Consider the following 13,887-nt stretch of genomic DNA (forward strand, 5'->3'; position numbering starts at 1 on the left):
AGTCCGATGACAGGGATCGTTTTACGTGATGGCTGGACCTTCCCCATCACAACCCCCTACGATCCGGCATGTGATCGAAAACAAACGGGTGATTCCCAATGATTCGCAAGAATGGGGAAATGCCCACTCCTGTGATTTCAAGAAGACATGCGCCCGCTTTCTTTCATGATGCCCAACACCAACGGGATCAGAATGACCAGCCCGCCGATCATCCCGACCACTGCACCTATTTTTCCCAATCGCCAAGCCACAGAGAGCAGGAAGAATCCGACCAAAACGAGAACCATCACTCGCGGAAAACGTTTGACGACCGCAAGCGGATGCTGTCGCAAACGAAGCGTCAACAGGAGCCATACAACCAGAACAGCCCCGATCATCACCTTCATTGTCCGCTTCCTTCCTCGATCAGACGCCGGATTTCCGTCATGATCCGTTTGGTCGCTTCCTTGGTCGTCTCCGTGTTCACCTTGGTCTCCAACCACGGTGTCAAATCAACAGGGGGACCGAAACGAAGGCGGATGGGACGGAAAAGTCGGTAAGGGCCGATGATCGCTGCCGGCACAACGGTCGCTTTGCTTTTTAATGCGAGGAATGCCGCACCGGGTCGGCCATCGCCCAACTCCCCGGTTTTCGAACGCGTCCCTTCGGGAAAGATGACCAAAACCCGTTTCTGTTCCAACAATTCCAGAGCAAGTTTGATCGCACGTTTATCGGATGCCCCCCGTTTGACGGGAAACGCTCCCAAAGCTTGAATCAGCTGTCTGAGCAGGGGTATGCGAAACAACTCCTCTTTGGCCATGAAATGCACTTTGCGCTGAAGTGCCGAACCGACCAGCGGAGGGTCCAGATTGCCGATATGATTGCAACAAACGATAACAGGGCCGTCAGCCGGGATGTGATGCGCCCCATCAACTCTCCAGCGATAAACCAAGGTGAAAAAACAACGGCACACCCAACGCGCAAATGGATATAACATCTTACTCTCCACCGCCCACTTTGGTTCGACAGAGTTCCAAAATTCGCTCCACCACATCGTCGATGGAACGGGACGTGGTGTCGATTTCCACTGCATCATCCGCTTTGCGCAAAGGGGCGTGTTCACGAGTGGTGTCCGCTTCGTCCCGTCGTCGAATCGCTTCTTTCAATTCCTCCAAATTTGCGGAAAATCCGCGGCGCATCATTTCCAGATACCGCCGACGGGCACGCTCCTCGATGGAAGCGGTCAAAAATACTTTCACATCGGCATCGGGCAGCACATAGGTGCCGATGTCCCGGCCATCCATGACAACACCAGTCTTTTGTGCAATCGCCCGTTGTTTCTCCACCAATGCCTCCCGGACACCGGGGATTCGGGCCACTGCCGACACCTGGGCTGTCACCTCGGGGGAGCGGATCTCTTCGGTTACACGAACACCATCCACCCAAATGTCTGTCGGATGAATATCGATTTGGGTCTGCTGCGCCAAACGCGTCACAGCCACTTCATCCGACGGATTCACCTGCTCGCGCAGGGCTTTCCAAGTGACTGCCCGATACATGGCGCCGGTATCGACATACGTCAGTCCCAGCCGGTCCGCCACTTGTCGGGCAACCGTACTCTTCCCGGCACCTGCCGGGCCGTCGATCGCGACTGAAAAAGACTTCATGCCCACGATTCCTCCCATAAGCGGGATGAAATGAAAACGAGCAGGTCGAGCCTGCTCGATTGTGGATAACTTTATTCGATTCAACTCGATTTCAAGTGATCCCCTATCGAAAAACTCCGACCGTGAGACAGACAGCGATTTCGCAATCCGCTATGTATTCCTTTGTTGTCAATTCTGTTTTTAGGTTACCACAAAACCCTGTCCCGTGCAATGACCTTCACCATTTTTTTCTGTCATTTTCCCGCTGGTGGTGTGGGATCTTCGTTCACGTGAAAGGGAGGAACAGGACAGGGACCGTATCCCCGGTGGTTTCACGGGATAAACGGTCCCGTTTAAAATTTCGCGTTCTCCTTCCGGCTTGCTCGGCCTTCACCCTGCAAAGGCAGACATGCCGCCCCGCACTTCGGCTGTCGTTACAACGATGTCGTATCCGCCTTTTTCACCTTATCCACAAATTCTTCCCGTCCGTTGTCCGCATTGATGAAGATGCGGTACTGGTCATCTCCCAGCCAACCGACAAACTCGTAGCACAGGACGGGATTGCCGTCTTCACCGTAGATGACAGCCAGATTGCTCTTCTCCAGATTGAGCCGGGGATTGACCGCCTTTTCTGCCTGTTTCGCAGACAGGCGGGGACGGTGAAGCGATTTCATCACGGGATGATTGAACACGTAATCATTGGCCTGCAGCGCCATGATCTCTCCATTGTCCAGCGCCACCTTCACCGTGACGGTTTCCGGATAGATCAACACTCCCCGTTCTTGGTGAACAAACGTAAACGTCGCTGTCCGTTGCGAGGAATCATACGAAACGGCCCGCATCGTTGGATAGCCCAGCCGGTTTAAAAACCGCGATGCACGCTGCTGCGCTTCCCCGATTGACAACCGTTGCCGCTCAACCGGTCTGTCGAACATCAACCATACCAGATAGCCGCCCTTTTTGGTGAAGTCCGCATAAACCACATAACCGTCCTCCCGCTTCAACCGGGCGGAGTACGTTTGAAAGTCCCCTTTGCGGTTTTCCGTCACCACGATGCCCCGCGTGGAAGGCCGACCCAGCACAAACGCCAGTTTGTTTTTTACTTCCTGCACCGTTGCCGGCTTTCCGGGAAGCCGCACATATTGTTGTTTTTTCCTGGCTTCCTGGTTGTGAATGGTGGGTCCCCAATCCACTTCGGAATAAGCGTCCATCGTATTGTCCACTTTGCGGAACCCGTCAATGATGGTCGTGTCCATCTTTTTCCCTTCCGTGGCCAGCGCCAGTTCCACATCCATCCAACGCAAATTGCGCGACAACACCTGGGACTGCACTTTCTGCAATTCTGTCTGCACCTGACTCGCCCGTTCGTACAATGACCGCAGCGTGCCCCATTCTTTGTCCGTCAACGGTTGTTTATCAAGGTCCCTCAATCCGACGCGAAAACTGAAATCGCCCATCTTGGACAAAAATTCCTCTGTCTTGTTAAATGGCATCAATGTCAGCGGCAATTGGGAAAGATCGCTCTGCGCAGCATAAGTGAGCCGCCAGACATTGGTCAAGCAGTTGACCATGGATGGCCGCGTTTGTAAAACCAACGTTTTGCCCAACTCATCCTGCAATTGATCCAAGTGAAAATTCAGCTCGTGAAACGCTCGCTGATACTGGTTTTCCGCTTTGATCAGCACTGCATTCTTATCCTGGTTCTCTTGATAACCCCACACCACCGTACCGATCAGCGCGATCACGGCAATGGGAAACAGTATCGCGGCTATGCGTCTGTACACGTCATGATTCCTCCCTCTTCAACGACAGAAAATATGTTTGCCGATCCGTTTGACCTGCGGACGATTCCAGATCCATTTGGATGTGGCGGTAGCCGGATTGAAATAGTACAAACATCCTGACACGGGATCCCAACCATTGATCGCGTCCATCGCCGCTTTTTTGGCGGTCGCGTCGGGTGTCAACCAAATCTGACCGTCCGATACCGCCGTAAACGCTCCCGGCTCAAAGATGACACCCGGGATACTGTTGGGAAACTTGGGTGACGCCACCCGATTCAGAATGACGGCGCCGATGGCGACCTGCCCGATATACGGCTCTCCTCTTGCTTCCCCGTAAATCGCATTGGCCATCAACTGGATATCATTCGCAGAAAACTTTCCGCTGTATTTGCCCACACGGGCGGCGGAAGTGTCAAGAGAACCGGTGAGACAGAACACGAGGGTGAAACAGCTGACCAGGAGTAAAACGCGCACCGGAAACTTCCGCTTCATGCTTTCCCCCTCCATGATATTGCCTTTGGAGGTAGTCTGGGCCAAAGATTCCCCCTTTATGCAACAAAAAAAGCCGGTTTCAACCGGCTGTCACTGGCTGACAGTGCCTTGCGGTGAGACACTGTCTTTCGGAAACGTCCAAGCGAAGCATGTCACTGTTTCAGCATCGCTCGGTATGGATGTCAAAATCGGTTTGATTATCGCACAAACATTGCTTGAAACCTGTTTCAATTTGTCCTTTTCGCATACGTCCTTTCAGTACGAACCGCTCTCCGCAACGCTTGCAACGAATCCGCACCCAGTACTTGTCTTTGTTCATATGCCGCTCACCCTGATCCGTTCCCAACGTGTATGATCATTTTACCCAAATCCGTCACCTACGATACGGATACCTTACGCGTTATGTGTTCGGCAATTTTTTCTCCATGAAAGCGTCCGTTTTCGATGAAGATTTTGTTGGCGTCATGTCCCGCCGCAATGACTCCGGCAATATAAAGACCCGGCACGTCGGTTTCCATTGTGTCGGGATCATGGGTCGGTTCCCCCGTCTTTGGATCGAACGTCACCCCCAATGTTTCCATCAGGGAACGGTCCGGTCGGTATCCGGTCATGGCGAATACCGCATCATTGGCAATTTCCAACCGCCGCCCCTCCTGCTCCAGAACGACGGTATCCGGTTTGATTTCCCGTACTTCGCTGTTCCAATACATATGGATCCAGCCTTTGCGGATCGCGCTTTCGATTACCGGCTTCAACCAGGCTTTGACACTGTCGGTAAACGCCGATCGGCGATAGGACATCGTCACCTTTGCCCCGGCCCGATAGAGTTCCAACGCGGCGATCACCGCCGAATTTTTCCCTCCGACCACCAGCACTTCCAATCCCGAAAACGGATGTCCTTCCTCAAAATAATGATGTACTTTGGGCAGATCTTCTCCGGGAATCCCCATCAAATTGGGATTGTCATAATAACCGGTGGCAATGACGACGTGACGGGTTCGATACTGAAGGGATCGACCGTTTTTCTCCGTCTGTACGTCAAAAACGCCGTCGTCGTCTTTCTCCACGCGCACCACTTTTTCGTACGTACGGATGCGTAAATCATATTTTTCCGCTACCGTGCGATAATATACCAACGCCTCGTGACGGGTCGGCTTTTCACGGGCGGTCACGAACGGCACATCCCCGATCTCCAGCAATTCCGGGGTACTGAAAAAGGTCATGTGTGTGGGAAAATGATAAATCGAATTGACCAAGCATCCTTTTTCAATCACCAACGGGGAAAGCCCCCGGTTTTTCGCTTCCACCGCAACGGATAATCCACACGGTCCCGCTCCGATGATGATCAGATCTTCCATTGCTTCACCACCCCTGACGATGAAAACACCCTGAGACAGGGTGTTTTCTATTCAGCATTTCTTTATTATTTTATTATACCCAACCGCGGAAACGGGAGGCTTCGGCCATTTTTCGCACGCCCACCATGTAAGCGGCAAGGCGCATGTCCACGTTGCGGGATTGTGCTGTATGATAGACGTTTTCAAATGCTTTGACCATGATTTCTTCCAGTTTCCGCTCCACTTCTTCTTCGGACCAATAATAACCCTGATTGTTCTGTACCCATTCGAAATACGAAACCGTCACGCCACCTGCACTGGCCAACACGTCAGGGACGAGCAAAATCCCCCGCTCGTGCAGAATGCGTGTCGCCTCCAAGGTGGTCGGGCCGTTGGCCGCTTCAACGACAATGTTGGCACGGATGCGATGCGCATTGGATGCTGTAATTTGGTTTTCCACCGCTGCCGGTACCAAAATGTCGCAATCCAACTCGAGCAGTTCCTGGTTGGTGATCGTATCTTTGAACAGCTTGGTTACCGTTCCGAACGAGTCGCGTCGATCGAGAAGATAGTCGATATCCAATCCGTTTTCATCATACAAACCGCCGTAGGCGTCGGAAATGCCGATAATCTTGGCCCCCGCATCACTCATGAACTTCGCGAGGAAGCTGCCGGCATTGCCAAAGCCCTGGATTACAACCCTGGCGCCTTTGATGTCCAGGTTGCGCTTCTTGGCCGCTTCGCGGATCATGATCGTCACACCTTTGGCCGTAGCCGTCTCCCTGCCCCGGGACCCGCCCAGCACGAGCGGTTTGCCGGTGATGAATCCGGGGGAGTCAAATTCGCGAATTCGGCTGTATTCATCCATCATCCACGCCATGATCTGTGAGTTGGTAAATACATCCGGCGCGGGAATATCTTTGGTCGGACCCACAATTTGGCTGATCGCCCGAACATAGCCGCGTGAAAGCCGTTCCAATTCGCGGAAGGACATCTGCCGCGGATCGCAGACGATCCCGCCTTTCCCGCCGCCGTACGGCAAATCGACGATTCCCGCTTTCAAACTCATCCAAATCGAAAGCGCTTTCACTTCATTTTCCGTTACATCCGGATGAAAGCGCACACCGCCCTTTGTCGGACCGACTGCGTCATTGTGCTGTGCGCGGTAGCCTGTAAACACCTTGACGGAACCATCGTCCATCCGCACCGGGATTCGGACCGTCAACACGCGCAAAGGCTCCTTCAACAGTTCGTAGACATGCTCCGGATAACCCAGCTTCTCCAGCGCCTGCTTGATCACGACCTGCGTGGATGCGAGTACGTCGAGGTTTTCTTTCGGTTCCACGGATTCGTTGGTCCTCTCAGACTGTTGTCCCATCCCTTACCACCTCAAAAGAAAGTTCCCATCAATCCAATGCTCAGTATACACTTTTTTTCAAAAAAACATGGGGTCGTCCTTACACAGTATACAACACATCCCCTATTGAAGAAACACCATTTGTCTTGACGAATCAATGAAGGGAGACAAAAAGCCATTTCAAAAAAAATGAAATTCCATTCCTAATGAATGAATATGCAGGGGACAGCGGTGGATCACCCACGAGGGGAAACGCGGTTTTTTTGGGAGATACTGCTCACCGCCTGCGGTCCGTTTCGAAGCGGACATGTATTGCTTCCGGCGGGGTGAACCGGAAAAACAAACGCAGAACGCAAGAATATACGGGTTGACCTATTTTTGAAAGAAGCGCAAAATCGATTTTGGGGAACGATTACAGGGAACAGGGGAAAATCGTGACTGAATATCACCGGCATCCGGATCTCCTTGAAAGGAAAGGATCGAACCTTATGACGCGAACTGCGTTGCTCCTATTTGCTCATCCCGATGATGAAACGTTTACTTGCGGCGGGACCATCGCCAAATATGCCCATGATCCCGGTGTAAGAATCATCCTGTATTGCGCCACGCGGGGCGAAGCTGGCAAGGTGGGGGACCCTCCTTTATGCCGTCCCGAAGAGTTGGGTGATGTGCGCGAAAGGGAATTGGCACGTGCAGCGAAAATCCTCGGAATCCACATGGTCATCCAGCGGAATTTCGGCGACGGGAAGTTGTCCCGCTTGCCCAGGGAGGAATTGACCAAGGACATTTTACAGGTGATGGAGAAAGTACGCCCCGACGTCATCGTCACCTTCCCGCCTGATGGCATCTCTGGCCATGCCGACCACCGCGCATTGCACCAAGCTGTTGTGCAAGCCTGTGATGAGGCAAAAAACCGCTGGAATTTCAAATTGTACTATGTGGTCATACCCCGATCAACAGCACCTGATGCGGGAGCCATTTACACCACACCCGACGATGATGTCACCACCTCGGTTGATGTGACAGCCCATCGGCAGGCGATCATGGAAGCATTGCGCCAACATCGCACCCAGCACTTGTCCATCGAACGCGTGTTTCCGGGAGTGTTGGCTGGAGAGTGGCAACGACTGCGCACAACGGAATATTATCAGCTGGCAATGCAGAACGGCCGATGGCTGTTGCAACCGGATTTGAAAGAAACGGATTGGTGGGGATAAAGGTTTACCGACCGTGGAAAAAAGCAGGGGCCGACTTCCCTTTCACACAGGGAGTCAGCCCCTTACGTGTATCCATCAAACATACGCACCGGACCGATGCGTACGCTTATTGGCCAAAATAGCGGATCAATTGATCGATCGCATGGTTCGTCATTACCGCTTTACCGTATTCGGCCAACATATGTTCGGTCAGCGTGGAAGGTTCTCCGAATTCAGTCAAAATGGCGATGACGGCTTGCAGATAATCCGTTTGGATTTCTTCGTCAAACACGAGGAAGTATTGATTCTGGTAAGCGTACACCTTGCCGCCCCCGCGAATCAAAGACCGCAAGCGGATCGCCGCCTGAACGAGATCTTCGAAATCCGAAAAGCGGAAAATGATCTGCTCACTTTCCTCCAGCGTCACTTCCAACTCATACATGTCGTCATCGAGATCGTCCTCGGGCTCAGGGGTACGACCGCGGGTGACTACGACCACCATCCCCTGCGTCGGAAGGGCAAACACTTCTACCGCCACAGGCCCCGCAATCTCAAACCCCAGCTCCTGATACGCCTGTTCCATCATGTCATTGAACAGTTCGTGCACCTTGGGGATATCTCGCCACATGTCCTCTTTGTTGATCCCGCGATCTAGTAGATCGTCCATGGATAAGTAGAAGCGGACCTTGTCTCGCCCTAAACGCTCGACGCGCATGGGTTTACCCTCCCTCGCTGGAGACCTGCTCCATACAGCGTATGAGGGTGAATTGCGTTTCGTTACGCAAACAGGTCTCCAATTTCTCTCTTTAATTACATGATACATCATATGGGCGGGGAATGCACCTGAACATCCTGTTGCAAATAAAAAAAGAACCCCTTTGACGGGTTATCGTCGATCCTCATTCCAATAGAATGGAGGGGGCACCCGGAATCGAACCGGGGATAAGGGATTTGCAGTCCCGTGCCTTACCACTTGGCTATGCCCCCACGTTTTGGCAGGGGCGGTAGGAATCGAACCCACACTAGAGGTTTTGGAGACCTCCGTTCTACCATTAAACTACGCCCCTGCGTGATGGTAGCGGCGGAGGGCCTCGAACCCCCGACCTCACGGGTATGAACCGTACGCTCTAGCCAACTGAGCTACGCCGCCACACATGGCGGAGAGAGCGGGATTCGAACCCGCGCGGGGCCATTCGGCCCCCTAACGGTTTAGCAAACCGTCCCCTTCGGCCACTTGGGTATCTCTCCGCTTCATTTGATGTGACAATTTTTATCTTAGTATGATTGTCCCACTGTGTCAAGGGGGATTTGAGGTGGTATCGGAGAACCCGTTCCTCGCGTCCCGCGCTGAGGCAGCCGTATATTTCCCCCACCCGAGCGCGCGCCACTTTCGATAGAGGAGCCACCCTTCCCGCACCCCGAACAGCACCAAAACCGTTACGGCATGCCCGCCCAATTGAGAGATCCCGTACCATCCCAATCCGATCCCGGTCGCACAGCGAATCAACTCAAGACGGCGCAGGGGGTGGCTCCACGGAAACGGCCACTCCCACATCCGGACGAAGGAGCGGATGCCCCATCGAGCCACCACAAACGAACAAGGCAGAAAACTGGCCAAAAAAACCCAATAAGGCCATGATAAATATCGTCGCCATCCCTGCCAATCATCCGGAAACAACCGCACTGTCACCCACCACCAACCGATTACACCGGCCAACTCCATCCATCCCCGCAAGCGCATCCGTGTCACCCCTCCGTCTTTTTCCATGTATATCGCGAAGGGGATTGCGGAATAACACTTCATTGAAGACGATCCCAATCCAAATGAATTCGAATGCCGGTGATACAATCAATGACAAAATGGGCGATGATTGCGGGAACCAGTGATCCGCTCCATTCGACCAACATGCCGAAGCCCAGACTGACTGCAAACACCAACAACATCAACGGAATTCGTTTCCAATAGCGAAAATGCACCAGCGTGAACAACAGACAGGAACCCCACAGCCCGATCAAAGATTGTAATGCACCGCGAAACAACAACTCCTCCGCCACCGCTACCAGACAAGCGATCCACACAATGTGTACGGGGGAGCGTCCTTGAAACAACAACCGGTTGATCCCACCGTCATCCCACCAATGAGCGGGAGCCATCCTCGTCAACACAATGTCCACCGCTACCACCAACAGGCCAAATCCCAGTCCGCTCCACCACAGAACGGGATCTTGCCAGTAAAACAGGCGATGCCATCCTCCATCCATCCATTGCAGGAGGAGAAAGCCTGTCAGCATCAATATGGCTTGTGACGCATAAAGATGGAACAACAGCCTGCGGGAGTCGTCTTTTTGATTGGCCTGCAACATGTTTCACCCCTTAATGTCTTACATTCCCAACAATCGGCAAAATTCATGGTTGTTCGCCTGTTTTCGTTCATCGACTTGCAATTCTATACAACTCGTTCTAAAATGAGGTGTGAAACAGATTAGGTTCAAAACAGATTAGGTTCAATTGGGGACTATATGGGAGGAGATTTTTTACATGCGTACTTGGGTAGACAAAGACACTTGCATTGCTTGTGGTGCTTGCGGCGCCACCGCCCCTGACGTGTATGACTACGACGAAGACGGTATCGCTTACGTGATCCTGGACGACAATACCGGTACGGCCGACGTTCCGGAAGAGCTGTGGGACGACGTGCGTGACGCACAAGAAGGTTGCCCCACGGACTCCATCAAAGTGGAAGAATAAACCGACGAAAAGCTGCTCTGATCGAGCAGCTTTTTTCAGGTCAATCAGCGTCAGCATCCAGATACAGGCGAACCGCCGCCAACCCGTCATCCACGTTGACAACGCGACGAAATCCCTGGTTGAGCAGGAAATTGGCGGCATAGATGCTGCGGATGCCATGGGCGCAAAGCACATACACCGTTTTGTCCCGATCCAGCTCGTGCAACCGATTGGGAAGATGATGCAGAGGGATCAAAATCGCACCGTCCAGATGATCCGCTTCCCATTCCTCAGGTTCACGTACATCCAGGATAATCCCGTCCCCCAGTTCTCCTCTCCGGTACTGACGGGCGAACACTTTCGGCGAAATATGATACTGCTCCTGAGAATCCATCCCAACGCCTCTTTTCTTTCATTCTCCCATCCATTGTACCACAAAGATTTCAACCAAAACGGATTTGCTTCGGCACGCCAATCCGACTACAATGGTGGGTAGAGCGAGACTGACAATTCCGATGGTCCCGTTCGATGGAAACATCCGTACATAAGGAGGATAAACGAGACATGGCACAACAAGAATTGATCGTGGATGCATTTATCGAAATTCCGACCGGCAGTCAAAACAAATACGAATACGACAAGGAAAAAGGCGTGTTCCGTCTGGATCGTGTGTTGTACTCCCCGATGCATTACCCGACCGAATACGGTTATCTGGAATCCACCTTGGCCGAAGACGGCGATCCGTTGGATATCTTGGTATTGACCACCTTCCCCACCTTCCCGGGATGCGTCATCCGCTCGCGCGTGATCGGCGTTCTGCTGATGTCCGACGATAAAGGCCAAGATGAGAAACTGTTGGCGGTGCCTGCGGACGACCCGCGCTGGGACAACGTAAAATCCCTGGATGACGTCGCACCGCACGTGTTGAAAGAAATCGAGCACTTCTTCCAAGTATACAAGGATCTGGAGAATAAAGAGACCAAAATCGAAGGCTGGAAGGATGCCCAATTTGCAGCAGACCTGTACCAAGCCTGCCTCAAACGCTATCAAGAGCAGAAGTAATGTAAAACCCCGGCTTTTGCCGGGGTTTTTTGTAGTTTCAGTTAAACGATTCAGGGCACTGCCACCTGCCAACGAACCGAAACCGTGCAATGAAAAGGTTCTTCCGGATCCACTCTCCCGAATGTGCCATAGATTGTTTTCAACCGCCTATATAAGACATTTCCACCTTTTTGCGGTCACGTATCCGGGTGTTTTTCAATCGCTCGTCAGAATAACGGTCCCGTCGTTGGTTCCAGACTTCGCGAATGCGTGCTTCCAGTTCGTCGTCGCTCTCCCCCGCGCGCAACGGGCCGCGGAGGTCGTATCCCTCGGAAGCGAACAGGCAGGTGTACAGCCGTCCGTCTGCGGACAGTCGCGCCCGGGTGCAAGTGGAACAGAAAGATTCGGTCACCGAGGAGATCACCCCGATCTCCTCCTCTGTTCCCCGGTAACGATAGCGGGAGGCGACCTCACCGTAATAGTTGGGTTCCGCCGGTTCCAAGGGCATTTCCCTGTGAATCCGCTCGATGATCTCCCTTTTGGACACCACTTGGTCCAGGTTCCACCCGTTGCTGTTGCCCACGTCCATGAATTCGATGAAGCGCAGGATGTGCCCCGTTCCGCGAAAATAGCGGGCCATGGGGATGATCTGCCCGTCATTGACCCCCTTCTGGACAACCATGTTGACCTTCACCCTCAGCCCGGCACGACTGGCTGCCTCGATCCCCTCCAACACTGATCGGACATCGGAACGCCCCCCGTTGATTTCGGCAAAGATTTTGTCATCCAGCGCGTCCAAGCTGACGTTGACCCGCTTCAGTCCGGCTTCCTTGAGGGCGCGGGCCTGTTTGGCGAGTAAAGAGCCGTTAGTCGTCAGGGCAATGTCCCGAATCCCCTCCACACCGGACAGCATCCGGATCAGATCGGGCAACCCGTTTCTGAGCAGAGGCTCGCCTCCGGTGATCCGGATCTTTTCCACGCCCAGCCTGGCAAAGATCCGCACCAGACGGGTGATTTCCTCAAAGCGGAGGAGAACCTCCCGCGGAAGAAACTTGTAATCAGGACCAAACACTTCTTCAGGCATACAGTAGCGGCAACGAAAATTGCAACGGTCCGTCACGGAAATGCGCAAATCCCGAAGCGGACGGCCCAACGTGTCCTTGATTCCGGTCATCGTCTCACGTTCCTCCCTCCCGCCTTCGAAGCAGACTTCTCGTCTCTCTCCTTCTCTTCATTTTACCGAGATGGCGGAAGAATGGATAATAAATCTTTGATTCCGGACCGATTCGTTTTGCGAGGGGCTTGTCAGCTTTTTGTTCGAATACTGGAAATTGCCAACTGAAAGCCCTCGTTTCAATCGTAGGGTGAAAGACGGTTTTGTCAGGGGAATTTCCTTCGTTCGCAGCTCATCCGGTCAGGATTACGGTAGGTCACGGTGGAAGTTTCCGGTGGCGAAGACTCCCACTGCGTAAATCATGAGAACGAGAGGTAACCAGCGTAGCGGTAACAGGTACGCCGCTCATCCGGAAACATTAAGAGCAGCAAATGAAACGGGGAGATGACGGCTGAATCCAAAATTTTGGTTCACTCTGTTCCCATGCGATCACCGTGTTTCCCACGAATCACATTCGAGCTTCTGTCACGCGGACGGAAGGCAAGCCGCAAGGCGCTCTTATAAGCCTGAGGAGTGTCGATATCCAGCACGACACCTGGATCTTCCACTGGCAGAATCGTCCGGTTCCGTACAGTGCGAAGCACTTCCTTCGCCCCGCAATCCCCCTTCAGCCCCGCCAAATTCATCGACCGGACATTCCCCAAAAAAACCGGATGACCGGGAATACCCCGGAAGCAGGGCCGGACGACGATGGGTTCGGACTCTTGAAAGGTGTGAAGCTGTTTGAGGCTGCTTTCAAAGATTTGCCGGATTGTTTCTTCCGCAATCAGGGGTTGATCGCCCAAAAACACCATCGCCGAGTGGTATCGGCCTTCTCCACTAGCCAAACCGGACAAAAGGGACGTGCTCTGTCCGGCGTCGTAATCCCGGTTGACCACCCAGCGGAAGCGATGGTCCTCGATCCGGATCAATCGCCTGATCTCCTTCTCCCGGTGACCGACCACGGCAACCACCTCCGGGAAGGGGAATGCAAGTGTCTTCCGGATTACTTGCTCCAACAACGGCATGCCTCCCCATTCGAGGAGTTGTTTCGGCGTCCCCATTCGCGAAGATGTCCCCGCAGCGAGGATCAGAGCAAACACACCGGTCTCCATGGTCAACACCTTTCGGCATCGGTTTTCAAAATTGCCGCTGCTCACAACCATCTCCCCAC

At 53.2% G+C, this 13,887-nt stretch carries 16 protein-coding genes, 4 tRNA genes and 1 pseudogene; 4 read left to right on the forward strand and 17 right to left on the reverse strand.

What is annotated here, in order from left to right; genetic code table 11:
* Positions 1–137: 137 nt before the first annotated feature.
* The 5 genes and pseudogenes from JQC72_RS09195 to JQC72_RS09215 form a co-directional block, all read right to left on the reverse strand.
* Complete coding sequence (locus JQC72_RS09195) at positions 138–386, reverse strand: hypothetical protein (RefSeq protein WP_205494977.1); 249 nt, start codon at positions 384–386, stop codon at positions 138–140.
* Positions 383–976 (reverse strand): lysophospholipid acyltransferase family protein, encoded by a 594-nt coding sequence (locus JQC72_RS09200; RefSeq protein WP_205494978.1) that lies wholly within the window; start codon positions 974–976, stop codon positions 383–385. Before JQC72_RS09200 ends, JQC72_RS09195 begins: the two co-directional genes overlap by 4 nt.
* A gap of 1 nt (position 977) precedes the next feature.
* Positions 978–1,646: a (d)CMP kinase gene (gene cmk / locus JQC72_RS09205; RefSeq protein WP_205494979.1), complete on the reverse strand. Its 669-nt coding sequence runs from the start codon at positions 1,644–1,646 to the stop codon at positions 978–980.
* 413 nt (positions 1,647–2,059) lie between these two features.
* Positions 2,060–3,409 (reverse strand): germination protein YpeB, encoded by a 1,350-nt coding sequence (ypeB, locus tag JQC72_RS09210; protein WP_205494982.1) that lies wholly within the window; start codon positions 3,407–3,409, stop codon positions 2,060–2,062.
* 18 nt (positions 3,410–3,427) lie between these two features.
* A pseudogene (locus JQC72_RS09215) lies at positions 3,428–3,784 on the reverse strand (cell wall hydrolase); the annotation flags it as partial.
* Between the two features lie 175 nt (positions 3,785–3,959).
* Between JQC72_RS09215 and JQC72_RS09220 the strand changes: the two are divergent.
* Positions 3,960–4,256: a hypothetical protein gene (locus JQC72_RS09220; protein WP_205494985.1), complete on the forward strand. Its 297-nt coding sequence runs from the start codon at positions 3,960–3,962 to the stop codon at positions 4,254–4,256.
* Between the two features lie 22 nt (positions 4,257–4,278).
* On the opposite strand, the gene JQC72_RS09225 is transcribed toward JQC72_RS09220, so the two are convergent.
* Together JQC72_RS09225 and JQC72_RS09230 are read right to left on the reverse strand one after the other, a co-directional pair.
* Complete coding sequence (locus JQC72_RS09225) at positions 4,279–5,259, reverse strand: YpdA family putative bacillithiol disulfide reductase (protein WP_205494987.1); 981 nt, start codon at positions 5,257–5,259, stop codon at positions 4,279–4,281.
* 73 nt (positions 5,260–5,332) lie between these two features.
* Positions 5,333–6,616, reverse strand: a complete 1,284-nt coding sequence (locus JQC72_RS09230; protein WP_205494989.1) for a Glu/Leu/Phe/Val family dehydrogenase — start codon at positions 6,614–6,616, stop codon at positions 5,333–5,335.
* A 467-nt stretch (positions 6,617–7,083) separates the two neighbouring features.
* Here JQC72_RS09230 and JQC72_RS09235 point away from each other — a divergent pair, with 467 nt between their 5' ends.
* Positions 7,084–7,812: a PIG-L deacetylase family protein gene (locus tag JQC72_RS09235; protein WP_205494991.1), complete on the forward strand. Its 729-nt coding sequence runs from the start codon at positions 7,084–7,086 to the stop codon at positions 7,810–7,812.
* A gap of 106 nt (positions 7,813–7,918) precedes the next feature.
* Here the strand turns inward: JQC72_RS09235 and JQC72_RS09240 are convergent, their stop codons facing one another.
* The 7 genes from JQC72_RS09240 to JQC72_RS09270 form a co-directional block, all read right to left on the reverse strand.
* The gene (locus tag JQC72_RS09240) at positions 7,919–8,506 is read right to left on the reverse strand and encodes a genetic competence negative regulator (protein WP_205494993.1); all 588 of its coding nucleotides are present in this window, start codon (positions 8,504–8,506) and stop codon (positions 7,919–7,921) included.
* Positions 8,507–8,704: 198 nt separating this feature from the next.
* Positions 8,705–8,778 (reverse strand) — tRNA-Cys (locus tag JQC72_RS09245).
* Between the two features lie 6 nt (positions 8,779–8,784).
* Positions 8,785–8,858, reverse strand: a tRNA-Trp gene (locus tag JQC72_RS09250).
* A gap of 6 nt (positions 8,859–8,864) precedes the next feature.
* Positions 8,865–8,941: transfer RNA gene (locus JQC72_RS09255), tRNA-Met, on the reverse strand.
* A gap of 5 nt (positions 8,942–8,946) precedes the next feature.
* A tRNA-Ser gene (locus tag JQC72_RS09260) sits at positions 8,947–9,039 on the reverse strand.
* Positions 9,040–9,088: 49 nt separating this feature from the next.
* Positions 9,089–9,532 (reverse strand): hypothetical protein, encoded by a 444-nt coding sequence (locus tag JQC72_RS09265; RefSeq protein WP_205494994.1) that lies wholly within the window; start codon positions 9,530–9,532, stop codon positions 9,089–9,091.
* Between the two features lie 59 nt (positions 9,533–9,591).
* Positions 9,592–10,155, reverse strand: coding sequence for a CPBP family intramembrane glutamic endopeptidase (locus JQC72_RS09270; RefSeq protein ID WP_205494995.1), 564 nt, complete (start codon positions 10,153–10,155; stop codon positions 9,592–9,594).
* A 175-nt stretch (positions 10,156–10,330) separates the two neighbouring features.
* Between JQC72_RS09270 and JQC72_RS09275 the strand changes: the two genes are divergently transcribed.
* Positions 10,331–10,540, forward strand: a complete 210-nt coding sequence (locus JQC72_RS09275) for a ferredoxin (protein ID WP_089968348.1) — start codon at positions 10,331–10,333, stop codon at positions 10,538–10,540.
* A 40-nt stretch (positions 10,541–10,580) separates the two neighbouring features.
* Here JQC72_RS09275 and JQC72_RS09280 read toward each other — a convergent pair whose 3' ends face one another.
* Positions 10,581–10,913, reverse strand: coding sequence for a rhodanese-like domain-containing protein (locus JQC72_RS09280; protein WP_205494997.1), 333 nt, complete (start codon positions 10,911–10,913; stop codon positions 10,581–10,583).
* Between the two features lie 170 nt (positions 10,914–11,083).
* Here JQC72_RS09280 and JQC72_RS09285 point away from each other — a divergent pair, with 170 nt between their 5' ends.
* Entirely contained in the window at positions 11,084–11,581 is a 498-nt protein-coding gene (locus JQC72_RS09285; protein WP_205494999.1) for an inorganic diphosphatase, read from the forward strand.
* Between the two features lie 139 nt (positions 11,582–11,720).
* Here JQC72_RS09285 and moaA read toward each other — a convergent pair whose 3' ends face one another.
* A complete protein-coding gene (moaA, locus tag JQC72_RS09290) occupies positions 11,721–12,734 on the reverse strand; it encodes a GTP 3',8-cyclase MoaA (protein ID WP_205495000.1) in 1,014 nt (337 codons plus the stop codon).
* Positions 12,735–13,144: 410 nt separating this feature from the next.
* Positions 13,145–13,873 carry a nucleotidyltransferase family protein gene (locus JQC72_RS09295; RefSeq protein ID WP_205495001.1) on the reverse strand — a complete coding sequence of 243 codons (729 nt, stop codon included), beginning with the start codon at positions 13,871–13,873 and terminating at the stop codon, positions 13,145–13,147.
* Positions 13,874–13,887: the final 14 nt, after the last annotated feature.

The organism is Polycladomyces zharkentensis (assembly GCF_016938855.1).
Taxonomy (GTDB): domain Bacteria; phylum Bacillota; class Bacilli; order Thermoactinomycetales; family JIR-001; genus Polycladomyces; species Polycladomyces zharkentensis.